Source organism: Spirulina major PCC 6313, assembly GCF_001890765.1.
In the GTDB taxonomy this organism is placed as follows: Bacteria; Cyanobacteriota; Cyanobacteriia; order Cyanobacteriales; family Spirulinaceae; genus Spirulina; species Spirulina major.
Genome location: NZ_KV878783.1, coordinates 1,491,047 through 1,508,227 on the forward strand (window position 1 = coordinate 1,491,047; position 17,181 = coordinate 1,508,227).

Annotated in this window: 13 protein-coding genes, 1 tRNA gene and 1 other RNA gene; 7 read left to right on the forward strand and 8 right to left on the reverse strand. The window is 55.8% G+C overall.

Translation table 11 applies throughout. The features are described from left to right. Positions 1–83 precede the first annotated feature (83 nt). Entirely contained in the window at positions 84–3,440 is a 3,357-nt protein-coding gene (locus SPI6313_RS06415; RefSeq protein ID WP_072620256.1) for a helicase-related protein, read from the reverse strand. A 178-nt stretch (positions 3,441–3,618) separates the two neighbouring features. On the opposite strand from SPI6313_RS06415, the gene SPI6313_RS06420 reads away from it, so the two are divergent. Further along, positions 3,619–5,010, forward strand: coding sequence for a (Fe-S)-binding protein (locus tag SPI6313_RS06420; protein ID WP_072620257.1), 1,392 nt, complete (start codon positions 3,619–3,621; stop codon positions 5,008–5,010). 844 nt (positions 5,011–5,854) lie between these two features. Here SPI6313_RS06420 and SPI6313_RS06425 read toward each other — a convergent pair. Both SPI6313_RS06425 and SPI6313_RS06430 read right to left on the reverse strand, forming a co-directional pair. Continuing rightward, positions 5,855–5,928: transfer RNA gene (locus tag SPI6313_RS06425), tRNA-Met, on the reverse strand. A 133-nt stretch (positions 5,929–6,061) separates the two neighbouring features. Further along, positions 6,062–6,556, reverse strand: coding sequence for a hypothetical protein (locus SPI6313_RS06430; protein ID WP_072620258.1), 495 nt, complete (start codon positions 6,554–6,556; stop codon positions 6,062–6,064). A gap of 299 nt (positions 6,557–6,855) precedes the next feature. On the opposite strand from SPI6313_RS06430, the gene SPI6313_RS06435 reads away from it, so the two are divergent. Further along, positions 6,856–8,307 carry a BCD family MFS transporter gene (locus tag SPI6313_RS06435; RefSeq protein ID WP_072620259.1) on the forward strand — a complete coding sequence of 484 codons (1,452 nt, stop codon included), beginning with the start codon at positions 6,856–6,858 and terminating at the stop codon, positions 8,305–8,307. Positions 8,308–8,423: 116 nt separating this feature from the next. On the opposite strand, the gene SPI6313_RS06440 is transcribed toward SPI6313_RS06435, so the two are convergent. Then, positions 8,424–9,095, reverse strand: coding sequence for a CADD family putative folate metabolism protein (locus SPI6313_RS06440; protein ID WP_072623024.1), 672 nt, complete (start codon positions 9,093–9,095; stop codon positions 8,424–8,426). A gap of 90 nt (positions 9,096–9,185) precedes the next feature. Between SPI6313_RS06440 and SPI6313_RS06445 the strand changes: the two genes are divergently transcribed. From SPI6313_RS06445 to ffs, 4 genes are all read left to right on the forward strand, one after another. Beyond that, positions 9,186–9,701: a DUF4112 domain-containing protein gene (locus tag SPI6313_RS06445; protein ID WP_072620260.1), complete on the forward strand. Its 516-nt coding sequence runs from the start codon at positions 9,186–9,188 to the stop codon at positions 9,699–9,701. Between the two features lie 112 nt (positions 9,702–9,813). After that, the gene (locus SPI6313_RS06450) at positions 9,814–11,004 is read left to right on the forward strand and encodes an aminotransferase class V-fold PLP-dependent enzyme (protein WP_072620261.1); all 1,191 of its coding nucleotides are present in this window, start codon (positions 9,814–9,816) and stop codon (positions 11,002–11,004) included. A 432-nt stretch (positions 11,005–11,436) separates the two neighbouring features. Next, positions 11,437–12,132 carry a photosystem II biogenesis protein Psp29 gene (psb29, locus tag SPI6313_RS06455; protein WP_072620262.1) on the forward strand — a complete coding sequence of 232 codons (696 nt, stop codon included), beginning with the start codon at positions 11,437–11,439 and terminating at the stop codon, positions 12,130–12,132. A gap of 30 nt (positions 12,133–12,162) precedes the next feature. Then, an RNA gene (gene ffs / locus SPI6313_RS06460) (signal recognition particle sRNA small type) lies at positions 12,163–12,259 on the forward strand. Positions 12,260–12,412: 153 nt separating this feature from the next. Here ffs and ureE read toward each other — a convergent pair. The 3 genes from ureE to SPI6313_RS06475 form a co-directional block, all read right to left on the reverse strand. Continuing rightward, the gene (gene ureE / locus SPI6313_RS06465) at positions 12,413–12,868 is read right to left on the reverse strand and encodes an urease accessory protein UreE (protein ID WP_084668921.1); all 456 of its coding nucleotides are present in this window, start codon (positions 12,866–12,868) and stop codon (positions 12,413–12,415) included. A gap of 12 nt (positions 12,869–12,880) precedes the next feature. After that, a complete protein-coding gene (locus SPI6313_RS06470; RefSeq protein ID WP_175551081.1) occupies positions 12,881–13,327 on the reverse strand; it encodes a DUF4168 domain-containing protein in 447 nt (148 codons plus the stop codon). Between the two features lie 232 nt (positions 13,328–13,559). After that, on the reverse strand, positions 13,560–14,348 hold the full coding sequence (locus SPI6313_RS06475; RefSeq protein WP_072620263.1) for an ABC transporter permease: 789 nt from the start codon (positions 14,346–14,348) through the stop codon (positions 13,560–13,562). 73 nt (positions 14,349–14,421) lie between these two features. Here SPI6313_RS06475 and SPI6313_RS06480 point away from each other — a divergent pair, with 73 nt between their 5' ends. After that, positions 14,422–15,567, forward strand: coding sequence for a DegT/DnrJ/EryC1/StrS family aminotransferase (locus tag SPI6313_RS06480; RefSeq protein ID WP_175551082.1), 1,146 nt, complete (start codon positions 14,422–14,424; stop codon positions 15,565–15,567). Here SPI6313_RS06480 and SPI6313_RS06485 read toward each other — a convergent pair. After that, positions 15,522–17,111, reverse strand: coding sequence for a S8 family serine peptidase (locus SPI6313_RS06485; protein WP_072620265.1), 1,590 nt, complete (start codon positions 17,109–17,111; stop codon positions 15,522–15,524). The genes SPI6313_RS06480 and SPI6313_RS06485 overlap by 46 nt on opposite strands. Between the last annotated feature and the right edge of the window lie 70 nt (positions 17,112–17,181).

Below are 17,181 nucleotides of genomic sequence, written 5' to 3' on the forward strand. Positions count from 1 at the left end.
AAGGGGGGCTGGGGGGGATCGGCGAGAGTGTCAGCACTGGGGTAGCAGTTTGTGTATCAGCAGTAGCCCGCAGGAGCAGAGAGCTAGCCCCGAAACAACCCCAGCGAGCAAATCACCTGCGCCCCTGGCTGCTGTTCTTCTGTGTCCATCACGCATAACAGGTTTTCCTCCCAGAGGACGCGGACTAAATGCGCCAGTTGTTCATTGCTAATGCCGGAGCGTAATTCTCGCTTCAGACGGGCGATCGCCTGCTGTTTTAACGGGTATTGATGGATGCCTTCAATGGCCCGCTCTAAGGTCTCCCATTCCTTGCCTTGGGTGAATAGTGGCTCGGTTTCGCGGCGATGTTGGCTATAGGCTAAGAGGCGATTGTAGGTGCGGGCGGCGGCGCTGCGGGGATTGCCGAGGGTTCCCGGTAGGGTTTTGCTCTGCTCGGTGATCAGTTCGCCGCCACGCTTGACGAGTTCGTGATGGTCGCGATCGCGCGGTAGCGGGGGCGTGTCGAGGCTGCATCGCGCCATCCGCAAGATCCGCATCTGGGATTGGGTGACGCTGTTGCCGTGGCGATCCACCCAGGCGAGGGCATCGGTGCCGCTGTTGGTGCGCAGATAGAGTAAGACCCCTTCGGGATCAAGGCCGGTGGGTTCGTGGGGACGGGTGGCATAGACCACATCGGGCAGGGCTTCGATTTCTGCTTTGAGCCGGGGATTGGCAGCGATCGCACTTTGCCAAATCTGCAACGCCTCGGAGGTGAGATCAACTTCGCCGTCTTCGTCCTCCTCATCCAAGACCCCGGATCGTTCATGGTACAGATTTAACAGCATTTCGCGGCTTTGCTCGTCCTCAAAAAAAGCCTCATCGGTTCCCACCACGTCCTGATTTTCCTGGAGGCGATCGCGCAATCGCCCCCGCAAATTAATCAACCGCTCCACCCCATCCGCCGGTAAAAATGAATAGCACATAATATCTACTGCCTCTTGACCGATGCGATCGACCCGCCCCGCCCGCTGAATGAGCCGAATAATCGCCCAAGGCAAATCGTAATTTAAAATAATCGCGCAGTCCTGAAGGTTTTGCCCCTCACTGAGCACATCAGTGGCGATGAGGACCCGTATCTGCTCCTGGGGTGCGATCGGTCGTTGATTACTCACCGGACTAAATCGCCACGCTAGGGCCGTGGGGTCGGAGGATTGGCCCGTCGCCACCGCTAGCCGCTCAATGCCCTGGTTTGCTAATGCCTCCCCTAGATACTTTGCCGTGTCCGCAAACTGGGTGAAAATCAGCACTTTCTCGTTGGGATGCTGCCCTTGGAGGACATTCACCAAGGCCGCTAATTTGCGATCGGTCGCTGGGTTCCACTCCCCCGCGAGGTTGAGAATACTCCGCAGGGCTTGGGCATCGTCGGCTAAATGTTCCGCCAGTTGTGGCCCGAAAAGATTCGCCCGCAACCATTTAAACCGCTGCGGGTATTGCTCACGATAGCGGTCATAGATCGCGGCGGCCCGTTGGCCAAAGGGGGAACCGAGCTGGGAATCGCGATCCTCCACCTCTGACTCGTCTTCCCAATCCTGCTGTAGGAGCGCATCGGGATCGGCATCTTGGGTGTCGAGTAAGGCCGCGTCCTGGGAGCCGATCGGGAGGGGGAGATCGTGAGCGATCGCATACAAGTACACTTCATTGCGGAGTAAATGCCGCTCGATGGACTGCAAGAATGCTGCGCCGCTACTTTCTAGGCGTTTAAATAAATTGGTACGGCAAAATCCCATCAACCGCTGTCCAGCGTGGGACAGGTTAGCCAGTTGTTGGGCTTCGGGGGGATTGGCGGGGGGGTTCGGTTCGGGGGCGATGTATTGGCCCAGACCATACCGGGGAAGACGCAGGGCATTGATCACATCAACGACGCGATCGCCATACAAGCGGCTGTAGGAATCGGTGTGGGGGTCGCCCATCGTGAAGCGTACCGTGCGGGGTCGCCGTCGGGGGAAGTAGGCGCGATCGCCGTTGGGAAATTGGAGATACGACCGTTCTCCGTCCTGATGGCCATAGGTTTTTTTGATGAAGCTGCGCGTCCGGCGCACCATGTAGCGGCTCATCAGTTGTTGCCAATCTTCCGGCTCGGTACTGTGCTCAAAGGCGAGGAGCGATCGGACGGGTGTAGCGGAATGTTTACGCCGAAACTCCATTTCACCGCCCAAGGTGCGCACATAGGCTTCGGGTTTAATCCCTAAATCTGCATCAGAATGCAGAAAAAGCCGTAACTGAGCCGAGAGATCAAGATAGGTTTTGTTGTAGGGCGTGGCGGTGAGTAAGATGCAGCGGCTGCCGCTGGTTTCGATATAGTCTTTGATCGCTTGGTAGCGTTTGCCGTCGGTGTTGCGGAGGTTGTGGCTTTCATCAATCAACACCAGACGGAAACGGGCGGGAATATTGGGTAACTCTTGAACAACACGACTGAGGGGAACCACCTTGGCCGCAAGACCGTAGCGATCTATATAGCCCTGCCACATTTTTTCTAAATTTTTAGGACAGATGATCAGCGTGCTCGTGCCGTGGTCTTCTTGATAGAGATAGGCGATCGCTGTCCCCACTAAAGTTTTTCCTAATCCCACCACGTCACCAATGATCACCCCGCCGCGACTGTTTAACTTTTTTGCCGCCACCTGTACCGCTGCTTCCTGAAAAGACAACAGACCAAACCCAGTGGGGGCGCGGTATTGGCTCAGACCGTCCCGTGCTTCCTGGGAGAGGTGATAGGCCATTTTGAGATAAATATAGTAGGGTTTGAGCGATCGCCCCGCCCAACTGCGATCGATGATGTCTGCCAGTTCTGCGGTAATATCCAGACAAAAATTATCCTCCCACCGCTCGACAAACCATTGTTCGAGCTTTTGGGTATCATCACGATCCACCACTTCCACATTCAGTTCCCCTTGGGATCTCAACCCGGAAAAGGTGAGGTTACTGCTGCCCACATAGCCAAGGATCGGCGTGGCGCGATCGTCGCGATAAATCAGATACAGCTTGGCGTGGAGGGGATGGCGCAGGAAAAGTTTAACCTGGAGTTTACCGGTGAGAAGTTGCGATCGCAGTCGTTTTAACCCCGCTTCATCGGCCACCGTGGGCGCACCATAGGTCAGTTGCCGCCGAAATTCCTCAGCCATCCGCGCTTTCAAGGCGATCGCCTGCCCCCGATCGATTCGATCCGGCTTTAAACCAATGGCTAAATCCCGCCGGAGCACATCGCTCGGCAGGCGATACATCCCCACCAACAAGCGACAGGTGCGCTCGCCCCCCTCAAACGGTTCAATATCCCGGTCAAGCTGTTGCCAGCCCCGCAGGTTAAAGTAGCCCACGCAAAAATCCGCCCGATAGGCCTGCTTCAGATAGGCTCGTAATTCCGGCAAGAGGGGCTGTTCAATATTGTCGTAAATGCTTGACATGGGCTTTACCGAGGGGAGATGCTCCCTATGCTAATTTTTTTTAGACCAAAAATCTGGAATGCAACATGATTTTGCTCCTTGCTGCGATCGCCCCCCTCCTGAAAACTCACTGCTACACTACGAAAACGGCTACGGGTGCAATGCCCTGCCCGCTGTTGCTCGTTGTTTCCCACTTCCTATGTCAACGTCCTCGACTTCCTCCAATCCTCAGTCTTTTCTCAATGCGCCCCTCGATGCGGGGATTACAGACCTAGGCGGTCACGATGGTTTTGATGCCCAAGACCCGCCCCGCCCCGACCTGATCAATACCTGCATTCATTGCGGATTTTGTTTATCGACCTGCCCTAGTTATCGTGTTTTGGGGACAGAAATGGATTCGCCTCGCGGTCGGATTTACCTCATGGATGCGATCAACAAGGGAGAAACTCCGTTAAATGCGGCGACAAGCCAACATTTTGATAGTTGTCTGGGGTGCTTGGCTTGTGTGTCTACCTGTCCGTCGGGGGTGAAATATGACGAATTAATCGCGGCGACGCGGCCCCAGGTGGAACGGAACCAGCCCCGCAATGGGTGGGAACGGGGCTTGCGATCGCTCATTTTCAACCTCTTTCCCTATCCGGCTCGGTTGCGGCCGTTGTTGGTATTTCTCTGGCTCTATCAGGTGAGCGGGTTACAAGCGATCGTCCGCCAGACCGGGATTTTAAAGCAACTCTTTCCCCGGTTGGCGGCGATGGAATCGATTTTGCCCCGGCTGAATTGGGGGATGATTTTTTCGGATCAATTACCGGACGTGATCCCGGCCCAGGGGGAGAAACGCTATCGCGTCGGGATGGTGCTGGGCTGTGTGCAGCGGTTGTTTTTCTCGCCGGTGAATGAGGCGACGGCGCGGGTGTTGACGGCCAATGGGTGCGAAGTGGTGATTCCGAAAACCCAGGGTTGCTGTGCGGCACTCCCGGCCCACCAAGGACAAGAGGCCCAAGCGGCGGATCTCGCCCGGCAGATGGTGGCGAGTTTTGCGGATCTGGATTTGGATTATATCGTGATTAATGCGGCGGGCTGTGGTCATACCTTGAAGGAATACGAACATATTTTGCGCCATGATGCGGGCGATCGCGATCGCGGTGCGGCATTTTCAGCGAAGGTGCGCGATGTCCATGAATTTCTCGCGGAAGTGGGATTAACCGCGCCCCTGTCGCCGTTGACCGATGGCGAATTAGCCGTGGTCTATCAAGATGCCTGTCATCTGATCCACGGCCAACGGATTACGAGCCAACCCCGCCAACTGTTGCAGCAAATTCCGGGGGTGACGCTGCGCGAGCCTGTGGATGCGGCGCTCTGTTGCGGCAGTGCGGGGGTGTATAACCTGCTTCAGCCAGAGGTGGCCGATGAGTTGGGACAGCAAAAGGTGGCGAATCTGCTCAATACGGGGGCGGATTTGATCGCGTCTCCCAATCCCGGCTGTTCGCTGCAAATCCGCAAACATTTACAGGGCCGAGGCGATGCGATCGCGCTCTACCATCCCATCGAACTCTTGGATCGCTCCCTGCGGAATGTGGGGCTTGAGGGATAATCACAGGGATTGCTCAGGGGCTGCGGCCCCTTGTGATCCGAAATCTGAGGTTGTGACCTTAAAACAGAAGATGGCGGTCGGATTTTGTTTGGGGTGAGTGAGCCAGAGGCTCACACTACCATGACATTGATGTTCTGGAGTGCGAGCTTCTAGCTCGCTGCTTTAAATTCCCAATTGCCGGTATCGTGATTAACCATGACATTGATGTTCTGGAGTGCGAGCTTCTAGCTCGCTGCTCCGTAAAACACGAAGATGGCGGTCGGATTTTGTTTGGGGTGAGTGAGCCAGAGGCTCACACTACCATGACATTGATGTTCTGGAGTGCGAGCTTCTAGCTCGCTGCTTTAAATTCCCAATTGCCGGTATCGTGATTAACCATGACATTGATGTTCTGGAGTGCGAGCTTCTAGCTCGCTGCTCCGTAAAACACGAAGATGGCGGTCGGATTTTGTTTGGGGTGAGTGAGCCAGAGGCTCACACTACCATGACATTGATGTTCTGGAGTGCGAGCTTCTAGCTCGCTGCTTTAAATTCCCAATTGCCGGTATCGTGATTAACCATGACATTGATGCTCTGGAGTGCGAGCTTCTAGCTCGCTGCTCCGTAAAACAGAAGATGGCGGTCGGATTTTGTTTGGGGTGAGTGAGCCAGAGGCTCACACTACCATGACATTGATGCTCTGGAGTGCGAGCTTCTAGCTCGCTGCTTTAAATTCCCAATTGCCGGTATCGTGATTAACCATGACATTGATGCTCTGGAGTGCGAGCTTCTAGCTCGCTGCTCAGTAAAACAGAAATCACCCATCAAAAAAGACACCGTTCTAAAAACAGTGCCTTTTTTTAAATGGCGGGAGGCGGATTTGAACCACCGACCTTCGGGTTATGAGCCCGACGAGCTACCAGACTGCTCTATCCCGCGTCGTCTTTGCTTACTATAACAGGTACACACCCGGATCTACAAGTTTAGCAAAAAAGAATCTTGAATCACAGTCGGCGCGACGGTGGAGGAGGGCGATCGCTCGCTCCTCCTCGTCAGCCTTGATCCAGATTCATTATTGAGCGGCGTTCTGTTGAGCGTAGGTTAAATAGCCTTGGTATTCCGTCACCTTCTGCTGGGCAGTTTCGTAGTTCGGGTCACCCGCAGGCACTTGTTGCATCAGAGCGATCGCCGTTTGCCACTGCGTCACAACCGCTTGCCACGCCGCTGCATCTTGGGCCGTTTGCACCGCATTGGCCGCGGCCATGGCTTCATTCACCGCATCGCGGAATGGAGTTTGGGACGGGGGCACGTTGGGCGCAGCAGCAGGAGCGGCAGCAGGAGCGGCAGCATTGGGATCGGCGGGGGCAGCATTCGGGTCAGCCGGGGCAGCATTGGGATCGGCGGGGGCAGCATTCGGGTCAGCGGGGACGGCATTGGGGTCAACCGCCACAGGAGCCGGGACTGGCTCCTCCGTAGCAAAGGGATTGATGGAGTTGATAAATCCACAACCGGCCAACAATGTCAGCCAGATAACGGTTAAAACCGGGGTCAATTGAGAGCGATTCATGGGCAATGCTGGGTAATAGAATGGTGGGCGATGAATCTGTAGGGCTATTTTAGCGGAACTCACTAAATAATCGACAGTTTTGTCCGGAATTGCAAGGGATTCAGGCTACGGTAGGGCGTGCAGTCATCGGAAACAGGACAGAACCAGTATAGAGTTGAGAGCATTATTTTGTCGCTGTGCTGAGATGGTTTTGGCGTTAAAGTATTGTGACGAGAGGCGATCGCGCCACTGCCCTGCTCGTGCTTAACCTTTCATTTGATCCCGTTTAGCTTTTTCATTGACATTGCAGCGAACCCACCATGACTGTTGATTCTTCCTTAACCGCCGTTGATCCTAACCCCGACCTACCGCCTGATCTGGGTCTATTCACCATTCTCCGTTTGGGGCTGTTTAACCTGGGGTTGGGCCTCATGTCCGTCCTCACGGTGGCGGTGCTCAATCGCGTCATGATTAGCGAGTTGGGGATTCCCGGCTGGGTGACGGCTGGTGCGATCGCGCTGCCCTATCTCGTCTCACCGGCGCGGGTTTGGTTTGGGCAACTCTCGGATTCTCGCCCGTTGTGGGGTCTCTATCGCACCGGCTACGTGCGGTTGGGGGTGGTGATGATGGGAATTATGGTGTGGTTGGCGGTGCAGGTGGTGTGGCAATTGGGGGGAGCCGTGGCCGCTGCGGGTCAATGGTCATGGCAAGACCCAGCGATTTTGGGCTGGGCGATCGCATTGAGTATGATTTTCCTGGTTTACGGCTTGGCGGTGAGTGCCTGCTCGATTCCCTTCACCGCGTTGCTCGTGGATGTATCCGACGAAAGTAAGCGATCAAAACTCGTGGCGATCGTCTGGTCAAAACTAATGGTGGGGATTGTGATCGGTGGCATCGGTGGGGCGATTTGGGGCAAAATCTTCATCCCCGAAGACCTCGGCGATCCCCTCACCACCCTCTACGGGCCAATCACCGCCCTGTTCACCGCTGTGCCTGTTATCTTTTTCGGCCTCGCCCTGATCGCCACCTGGGGCATCGAGCGCACCTATTCCCGCTTTCAACGCCGCTCCGCCAGTCACCGCCGCGAGGATAGCGTCACCCTCCAAGACACGATCCGCCTCCTCACCACGAACCGCCAAACCGGAATTTTCTTTAGTTTCCTCCTGATTTTGACCATCGGCCTCTTTCTCCAAGAAGCGGTGTTAGAACCCTACGGCGGCGAGGTGTTCGGGATGGCGATCGGAGAAACAACGGCCCTCAATTCGTTTTGGGGGATTGGGATTTTGCTGGGGTACAGTGCCACGGGCTTTTTTCTCATTCCCCGGTTTGGCAAAAAACAGGTGACAAAATGGGGCTGCGGGTTGGTGGCGGTGTGTTTTATTTTGATTATTCTGGCGGGATTCACCCAGGAAGCGCAGGTGCTGAAGGGGGCGATGATCCTGTTTGGAATTGCGGCGGGGATGACGACGATTGGCTCGATTAATCTCATGCTGGATCTGACAACGGCGGAAACGGCGGGCACGTTTGTCGGGGCGTGGGGGTTATCCCAGGCGATCGCCCGTGGTCTCGCGATTTTTTCCGGCGGTGTGATTCTCGATGTCAGTCGCAGTCTGTTCCAAATCCCCCTTTTGGCCTACGGGGCGGTGTTTCTGTTGCAGTCGATTAGTATGATCGTGGCGATCGCACTCCTGGCCCGCGTCGATGTGGCGGAATTCCGCGCCAATACCCGCACCGTCCTCGCCACCGCCATGGAAGCCGATTTGGACGGTTAGGCCATTCACAACCGAGCAGCAAACATCCCTCAAACGTCGGTAGGGTGGGCAATTGCCCACCCTACGACTTTCTAATCTACTTCCCCCTTTTCAAGGGGGATTGAGGGGGATCACCCTTAGCAGTGGGCTGCGTACACGCCGTCGAGGAGTTGGTTTAAGGCCTGCACAGCGGTTGCAGTGGCGTTAATCGCGGCCGCTTGATCCTCTGGGGTGGTGCAGAGTTTTGCGATCGCATCCCGCGTCATTTGGCTGTGAACTTCATCCGCCTGTTCGTGAACTTGGAAAAACGACAACGCCGCATCGCCATCAATGCCGTAATACGCCTTCAAGCCCGCGATTTTCGTCGTGGACACCGCCGGAATTTGGGATTCATAGGCATAGAGTGCCGCCATCCCCACCGCCGGATTTTCCGAGCGGGACAAGGCTTTTAACGTTTGCACTGATGCCTTTGTATCCTGGGCCGGTTCGTGGTTCAGCACCGCGTCACGATCCACCCCCAAACCTTCGGCAAACCGCAGCCACAATTCCGGGTGATGGTTCGCGCCGCGCTCTTCTTCGATCAAGTTTTCAAGAAGCATTTGTCGCACGGACAAATCATCACAGGCCGCGTGGGTTGCACTCACATAGGTGGGGAAAAAGTGGACTTGGTGATAATACTCCTTGGCGTATTCTTGCAGCGCCGTCAGGGTCAGTTTGCCCTCGTTCCAGAGTTGATAGAACTTATGCTTGAGGAGGTGATGCTCGTCCACGATCGCATCGAGTTGAGCCAACAAGTCTTGCTCGGTCATCGGTTTTTCGAGAGTGAACATAAGGCAGCCGTTGTCCTTTCGTGTTAAATATCGGCCAATGTATCACGACTCTCCCTAAATTTCCTGACTATGCCCACCCCCAACCCCGCCCCAACCCCCACCACCTCCAACCCCTCCCCCGAAACCGCCACCCTCGAACGGCTCCGCAAATTAACCCGCCTCCTCGATGAAGCGATCGCCATCCCCGGCACGGATATTCGCCTCGGCCTTGATCCAATTTTGGGCTTACTCCCCGCCGCTGGGGACTACATCAGCTTAGGCGTGTCCACCTACATCATTTGGCAGGCCTATCGCCTCGGCACGGCCCCCGCCACCCTGGGGCGAATGGTGGTCAACCTGCTGATTGATGCCTTAGTGGGGACGATTCCGGCGGTGGGAGACTTCTTTGATGTGGCCTGGAAAGCCAATGTCCAAAACCTCGCCCTCTTAGAAACCCACATGGCCAGCGGGCCGATCCGAGAACGGCGCGATCGCTGGTTTTTAGTCGCGCTGGTGGTGGGCATGGGTGCGATCGCCCTGATCACCACAGGGCTATCCCTGCTCATCCTGCGGGCGATTCTCTACAGACTCGCCGGAGCCAATTAACAAACCCCCAGAGTTCGGTACACTTGAGGGTGTCATGGGCTAGCCGTTGCAACCTTAGGCTTGCTTGCCTTTAGCCCATGAAACTGATGTTTCTCATCTGGCCCTGCTCTCCATGACCATGAACCCCGCCGCCACCTCTCCCCTCCAACGTCACCGCCAACAGTTTCCCGGCCTCGTGAACAAAGCCTACTTCAACTTTGGGGGTCAAGGGACAATGCCAAAAACCGCGATGGAAGCCATCTATCGCGCCTATGAATATGTGCAGCAACAGGGGCCATTTTCCAGCAAGGTCAACGATTGGGTGATGCAAGAAAGTGCAGCGATGCGGGCCGCCCTCGCCACAGAACTCGGCACAGTCCCCGACACGATTACCCTGACCGAAAACGTCACAGCGGGCTGCAATATCGCCCTCTGGGGGATTCCCTGGCAAGCGGGGGATCATATTTTGATCACCGATTGTGAACATCCGGGCATCATTGCGATCATCAAAGAAATCGCCCGGCGCTTTCAAGTGCGCGTCTCCACCTGCCCGATTATGGCGACCCTGAACCGGGGCAATCCGGCGGTGGTGATTGACCAACATATTCAACCCAGTACGCGCCTGGTGGTGATCTCTCATCTGCTCTGGAATACGGGCCAGGTCTTGCCCCTGGAGGAAATTGTCGCTGTTTGCCGCAGCCGCAGCACAAGCGATCGCCCCGTGCAATTGCTCGTCGATGCGGCCCAGTCCGTAGGGTCAATGCCGTTGAAGTTGTTGGAGTCGGGGGTGGATTTCTACGCCTTCACGGGGCACAAATGGCTCTGTGGCCCGGCGGGAGTAGGCGGTCTGTTTGTGCGTCCGGAAGCCCTCGAAACCATCGCCCCCACCTACATCGGTTGGCGGGGGATCACCATGGACAGCACCGGGATGCCCACGGGCTGGAAACCCAACGGGACACGCTTTGAAGTGGCGACTTCGGCCTATCCCCTCTATGCCGGGTTACGGGCTGCGATCGCCACCCACGCCAAATGGGGAACCGCCGAAGAACGCCAACTCCAAATCCAAAAAAACGCCGAATACCTCTGGCAAGGCCTCTCCCTCCTCCCCAAGGTGCAATGCCTGCGCACCACCCCCCCCGATGCCGGCCTCGTCTCCTTCCGCCTCAAAGCCGACATTCCCCACAAACAACTCGTCCAAGCCCTCGAACAACAAGGCTTCTACCTGCGCACCATCGTCAGCCCCGACTGTGTCCGTGCCTGCGTCCACTACCTCACCCTCCCCGCCGAAATGGATCAATTAATCCGCGTCTTGGCGAGTTTGTAGCCCTAGATAACATCGTCTAATAAAAGGAAACATCTATATCGTCAAGTCTAGCTATGTTAGCCCCATTTATGAGTTTCAGAAAAGTCTCCGGATCAGAAGTCGGGCGAGGGAAAGGGTGAAGTGGTAGATGCACCCTGATGAATCATTCTCGGCCAATTTTTTGGCCGAGAATTTTTTTCGGTTGGCTGCCCAGGAAAATTCAGGAAAACCGCCGCGACTGATTACTTCAGGACCCTAACCCCGTGCCATTCTCGGTTGCGTACTGTTGATCCGGTGCTGGGTTATCAAGGGATAGGGCAGTAAGTACCTTGGAGAAACCCAAAGGCTCGTTATCGATTCTATTGATCGGCATTAGTCCCTTGCCGGATGCTCAACAAAAACAGAAGACCGTGTGCGACAATAGAACCACCGTCTCATCTTAAAGTTGGCTCTGTGGATACTGTTCGTACTGTTTCGGATACAAAACGAGATTTTTATACTTACCATACTCGTCCTATCAACTCGATCTATCGACGGGTGATCGAGGAATTGATGGTCGAGATGCATTTGCTGTCGGTAAATGTGAATTTCAACTACGACCCTATTTTTGCGCTGGGGGTCGTGACGGCCTATGAGCGCTTTATGGCCGGTTATCAGCCTGAGCAGGATAAGGAATCTATTTTTCAAGCACTTTGTCGCTCAGTGGGGCGTGATCCCCAGCAGTTTCGCCACGATGCTGAACAGTTACGCGCCAATTGCAGCCCGGTCACGGTGGAGCAGTTGGCTAATTGGAGTAGTGCGTTAGCGTCGCAAGAGGGGGCGCAACTGCTTTATGAAACGTTGAAGGCGATCGCGTTTAATCAATTGTTCAAATATAGCCGCCTCTTTGGGATTGGCCTCTATAGTCTTGTGGAAGCGGCGAGCGAAACGGGTGAAGTCTCTCCAGATTTCAGCACGTTGAAAGAAATGGGAGAAGCTCTACATTTGCCCATTGAGAAGCTCTCGAAGGATCTCGAACTGTATCGAAGTAACCTCGAAAAACTGGCGCAGGCTCGTGAGGTGCTTGATGATGTGATGGAAGCCGATCGCAAGAAGCGTCAACAGCGATCGCTGGAAAAAACCCAGCCGATGGATACCGCCGGTAGTTAAGGCCTGACTTCATATGGTATGCTGAAAAGTGGCTCGGATCGATGCGATCGTAACGCCCAAATCTTGTCAGGACCGGAAGGTAGCAGCAATACGGGATGCTTATGGTAGGCGTAGACTCCGGGCCGCTTTTATGGCCATTTTCCAACACGGTTGATCGGCCTCATCCCGTAACCTTAACCGAGTCCAAACCTGAAGATGAGTGAATCTTGGATCGGGGATGAGTCAACCAGGAGCCAGAGGCTCACGCTACCCTCATTTTTTGAATGGGTCTTTGTCATTTTTAGGCGTGATCGTGGTTGTGATACGCGCCAGCCTCTGGATAAAAGGGGGCTGTTTCTGCCGTGACCGTTGCCCCTAGATGGTCGAGCATCTGTGCGAGGACGGGATCGGGGCTGAATCTGAGGTGGTTGGCGGTCACTTCAAGGGGGACGTGGCGATTGCCCAAGTGATAGGCTGCCCGCAGCAGTGTGGTGGGGTCGGGAGCGGTGACCGTCAACACGGGTTCGGGCTGGGCTGTGATCTGGACAATCTCACCGGTTTCGGCTTCGAGATAGTCTCCGGCTTGAAGTCCGGTTCCCCGTGGGAGGGCGAGGGTTAGGGTGATGGTGCCAACCGTGAAGTGATGGCGGGTGCGGGTGCGATCGCCCGCTGTCAGGGGCAAAATTTGGGTTGGCCCTGGATGAGGCGGGCAATGGGGTAACCGCCGGATCAGTTTAAGCGATCGAGGTTCAGCCATAAATCAGCGTCCTTAACGGCGGCAAGCATCACTAAATTCCGGTTGACGGCACAACTGCTCCATTTGAGAGCGAATTTGGCCGCGCACTTGGGCATTGCCTTGCGCCAAGCGCGTGATCTCGTTAAATCGCCGGTTGGTTAGGCCATAGCTTTCCACAATGCGAGCAGCGCGGCTGCAATATTCTTGGGCAATGTTGCCGCCCGGTAAGCCACTGAAAACCGATGAGCAAACGATATTCGGATTGCCGCCTGCATTGCGAATTTCCTGGGCAGCGGCGCGTCGATGGGGTTCCATGGCCAGGACTGCCTTGGCATATTTGGCGACCTCATCGGAGTTGGGGGGATTTTGGGCATAGGCTGCCGTGGTCAAAATGTGGGATGGACGTGCGGTAATGTTCGGTGTGATGCCCATCACCGTGCTAGCCGTTGCTAAGAGGCTGATAAGCGCAAGGTTGCGCATTGAAACCCAAGGGAAAGTCGTCAATATACGAACCATAATCGCCAATTGTCACAGTTGAAATGAATGGTAGTGCGAGAAAGTCTTACACCTCCTATGAACTATTTTAAAAACTAAAGTTCCAACTGGGGTACTAATCTGGTAAAACCTTAAGACTTGATCAGGTTTGTGTTGATAATTCTCCATCCATAGGGCCGATGACTCGATATCTTCTGAGATGGACATGGGGTGGGGATTAATGGGGATCGAGGCGGATGAGTTGGGATTGGGCATTGAAGAGGTGGCGACTCATGCCGAGGGTGATGGCGATCGCAGCCATAGCTTCGGCGCAGGCCACCATGAACAGGATGAGGAGTTGATAGGAAGCGGCTTCGAGGGGTGGGGAGCCGCCGAGGACTTGGCCGGTGAACATCCCCGGCAGGGTGACAAGACCAACGACGGTCATGCGGTTGATCAAGGGGAGGAGACTGGCGCGGATCGCATCGCGGCGATAGGTGGCGATCGCTTGCTGGGGAGTCGCCCCTAGGCTGAGGTGGGTGAGGATTTCCACGGGGTTCCGGCGCACCGTGGTGAGGAGGCGTTCCCCGGCGATCGTGGCGGCGTTCATGGCATTGCCCAAGACCATCCCCGCCAAGGGAATAAAATATTGCGGGCTGTACCAGGTGGGGGGTTGGATAATCACGATCAGGGCGTAGCTGAGGGTGAGGGCGGTACTGGCGAAGAGACTGAGCCAGAGGGTGGGCAGAAGGTTGAAGCCGGGGGTGTCAATTTGGTTATGGGCGGTGATGGCGGCAATGGTGAGCATGGCGAGGGCGATCGCCACCACACTCCAGGGTTGATTGAGGGCGAAGACGAGATCTAAGATTGCCCCGGCTGCCATCAGTTGCAAAATGGCCCGCCCGGTGGCCATGAGGAGATTTTGGCTTAAGTCCAACCGTTGCCAGAGGGAGAGAGCGATCGCCCCCCCCATCAAGGCCAAGGCCAAGGCCAAATCGAGGAAGTCGAGGGGAATTACCGGTGTCATGCGTGCATCATCTCCATGACAAAATTAGAATAATCTGATTAGATCAGTTAAAAATTTTGATAGCATTAAGCGCGTGAATACAATTCCCCCGTTAGACCTAACCCGGCAATACCAAACCTTAGACGCTGAAGTCGGTCAAGCCGTGATGGAAGTCCTGCGTTCCGGTCGCTATATTGGCGGGGCCACTGTCGCTGCCTTTGAAACTGCCTTTGCCCACTATATCGGAACCCAGCAGGCGGTGGGCTGCAACTCCGGCACCGATGCCCTCTATCTTGCCCTCCGCGCCCTCAACATCGGCCCTGGGGATGAAGTGATTACCACGCCCTTTACGTTCATTGCCACGGCGGAAGTGATTTCCGTCGTCGGGGCCACGCCGGTGTTTGTGGATATTCAGCCCGATTCGTTTAACCTCGACCCGGACAACATCGCCGCCGCGATTACCCCACGCACGAAAGCGATTATGCCGGTGCATTTATTTGGCTGCCCGGTGGATATGACGGCGGTGATGGCGATCGCACAAACCCACGGCATCCCGGTGATTGAAGACTGTGCCCAAGCCACGGGGGCCCAATGGCAGGGGCAAAAGGTGGGCAGCATCGGCCATGTGGGCTGTTTTAGTTTTTTTCCGACGAAGAATCTAGGGGCCTGTGGCGATGGGGGGGCGATCGCCACCAATGATCCGGAACTATCGCAACTGTTTTTACAACTGCGCGAACATGGCCAATCCGAACGCTACATCCACACCAAAACGGGGGTGAATAGTCGCCTTGATGCGCTTCAGGCGGCGATCTTGACGATTAAGCTGCGGTATTTGGATCAGTGGAATCAGGGGCGCGATCGCGTCGCGCAACGCTACGCGGAAATCCTGCCCACCTTGCCCGATCTGGTCTGTCCGACGATCCCGGCCGGGGGGCAAACGGTGTGGAATCAATACACGGTGCGGATTAAGAGTGTCGATGGTACGGGAACCGAGCGCGATCGCGTCCGCGCCGCCCTCCAGGAGCACGGCATCAGCTCGATGGTCTACTATCCCCGTCCCCTCCATTTGCAGCCCGTGTATGAATCCTTGGGCTATCAGCCCGGTGATCTGCCCCAGGCTGAACGGGCTGCGATGGAAGTGCTTTCGCTGCCGATGTTTCCGGAACTCACCGCCGAGGAACAAGACCAGATTGCCTATGGGCTTAACGCTGCGTTTGCCGTCCACCAAGCAATGCCGTAGGGCTGGATTGGGGTGTTGACGGTGGTGCGATGGACGACCCGAATTTTATACTGACCGCTGCGGGGGATGGCACAGAAGAGGTGTTCAACGCTGTCAATGGCACTCACCGACGAGCAAACACTATCGGCTAAGTCGTCGCTGTCGGCGGGTAATAAATAGAGATCGAGATTATTTAAGCCGCGATCGCTAAACGATTCACCACGATCAAACACCTCATTGCCATTACTGTCGTTAAGCTCCACATGGCGATTCCAAGTGAGGGTAACTGCCGCGTATTTCCCAGCGGGAAGGGTCTCGGTCAGCAGATAATCCTGAGGGTTATTCGCCTTCACTTGACCATAGTTCCAGCCCCGCGCCGGCACTGGCCCCGGTTGCCACTGGCCGCCGCTGAGTTGTTGATAGGCGCGAAAGGCATTGAGTTGACCCGCCCCCAGTTGAATATCCAAGGGCACAGCGGGATCATTGGCCGCATCACCCCCAAACCAGCTTTGATGATTTTTGCCCAAGACCGTGCGCGTTTGGCCTAAGTACGACCCATCCCCTGGATCTTGGACTTTATCGGCGGCGTTGAGTAACACGGCTTTCATCACTTCACTGCGACGCACATCCAGACTAAACCGCCCGGCATTGAGTTCGCGATCGCCATACTCCTGCAACACCGCCACCGTCCCCACCACATGGGGAGCCGCAAAACTCGTCCCCGACACCGGACTCACATCCCCCGCCTCGTCATACATCGCAATCCGACTACCGGGAGCCACCAAGCTAATCGAGCGGCGCAAATCTGCATTAATTTCCCGCCGGATCAAGGTGCGCCCAATCCCTTCCGGTAATGCACTCAAGTTAGAAAAATCCAGTTTCCGAAATAGCCCGTCAAATTGTCCCGAAGATGCCACCGTCACCCCATTAAAATTATCCGTCGGGATCGCAATTCCCCCCGATCCCTGATTGCCTGCCACCACATAAAGTGCGTTATGGACTCGTGCCGACCAATCAATACAGCGGGTCAGCAAGGCTTGGCCATCGAGCACGGGATTCTCGCGGGGGTCGCGATCGAGGGGTTCGCCAAAGCTGAAGTTAATCGCCCGCACATCATCGTTATTCTGCTGGGCCACATGTTGCGCCGCGAGGCATTGTCGCGCCTGACCATCGCGAGCGGATGACCCCACCGCAGACGCATAGAGTTGCGCCCCTGGGGCCACCCCTCGCAGGCGTTTATCCTGGCTCACCATCACCGTGGCGACCATGGTGGCATGGGCATCCACATGGGCATTGGCCGCCGCAACGGTATCCCGGTAAAACACCCCTGCCACATCTAGGAAACGCAGTTCGGACGCTCGTTTATCACGACCAAACTGAATTGGTCGGCCAATTTCCACTTGGCCAATGCCAATTTTGCGCCCGATCAGGTTGTAGGGAGATTCATGGAGACGACGGACATCAATACCGCGATCGCCCGTCGATTCGTCAAGGGCAGCGGTCGGGAGGGCAAATGTAATGGTGAGGAGACTCCCGCATAGCCACGGGAAATAAGATTTGATCATGGTTGGGTCTAAAGAGGGGCAAGGCTTGAGGCTTCACGGCTTCGACGGCCTATTTTAGCGGGGATGAAAT

Coding starts and splice junctions, on each gene's coding strand:
- SPI6313_RS06415 (WP_072620256.1), bottom strand. CDS start 3,440: ATGTCAAGCATTTACGACAATATTGAACAGCCCCTCTTGCCGGAATTA.
- SPI6313_RS06420 (WP_072620257.1), top strand. CDS start 3,619: ATGTCAACGTCCTCGACTTCCTCCAATCCTCAGTCTTTTCTCAATGCG.
- SPI6313_RS06430 (WP_072620258.1), bottom strand. CDS start 6,556: ATGAATCGCTCTCAATTGACCCCGGTTTTAACCGTTATCTGGCTGACA.
- SPI6313_RS06435 (WP_072620259.1), top strand. CDS start 6,856: ATGACTGTTGATTCTTCCTTAACCGCCGTTGATCCTAACCCCGACCTA.
- SPI6313_RS06440 (WP_072623024.1), bottom strand. CDS start 9,095: ATGACCGAGCAAGACTTGTTGGCTCAACTCGATGCGATCGTGGACGAG.
- SPI6313_RS06445 (WP_072620260.1), top strand. CDS start 9,186: ATGCCCACCCCCAACCCCGCCCCAACCCCCACCACCTCCAACCCCTCC.
- SPI6313_RS06450 (WP_072620261.1), top strand. CDS start 9,814: ATGACCATGAACCCCGCCGCCACCTCTCCCCTCCAACGTCACCGCCAA.
- ureE (WP_084668921.1), bottom strand. CDS start 12,868: ATGGCTGAACCTCGATCGCTTAAACTGATCCGGCGGTTACCCCATTGC.
- SPI6313_RS06470 (WP_175551081.1), bottom strand. CDS start 13,327: ATGCGCAACCTTGCGCTTATCAGCCTCTTAGCAACGGCTAGCACGGTG.
- SPI6313_RS06475 (WP_072620263.1), bottom strand. CDS start 14,348: ATGACACCGGTAATTCCCCTCGACTTCCTCGATTTGGCCTTGGCCTTG.
- SPI6313_RS06485 (WP_072620265.1), bottom strand. CDS start 17,111: ATGATCAAATCTTATTTCCCGTGGCTATGCGGGAGTCTCCTCACCATT.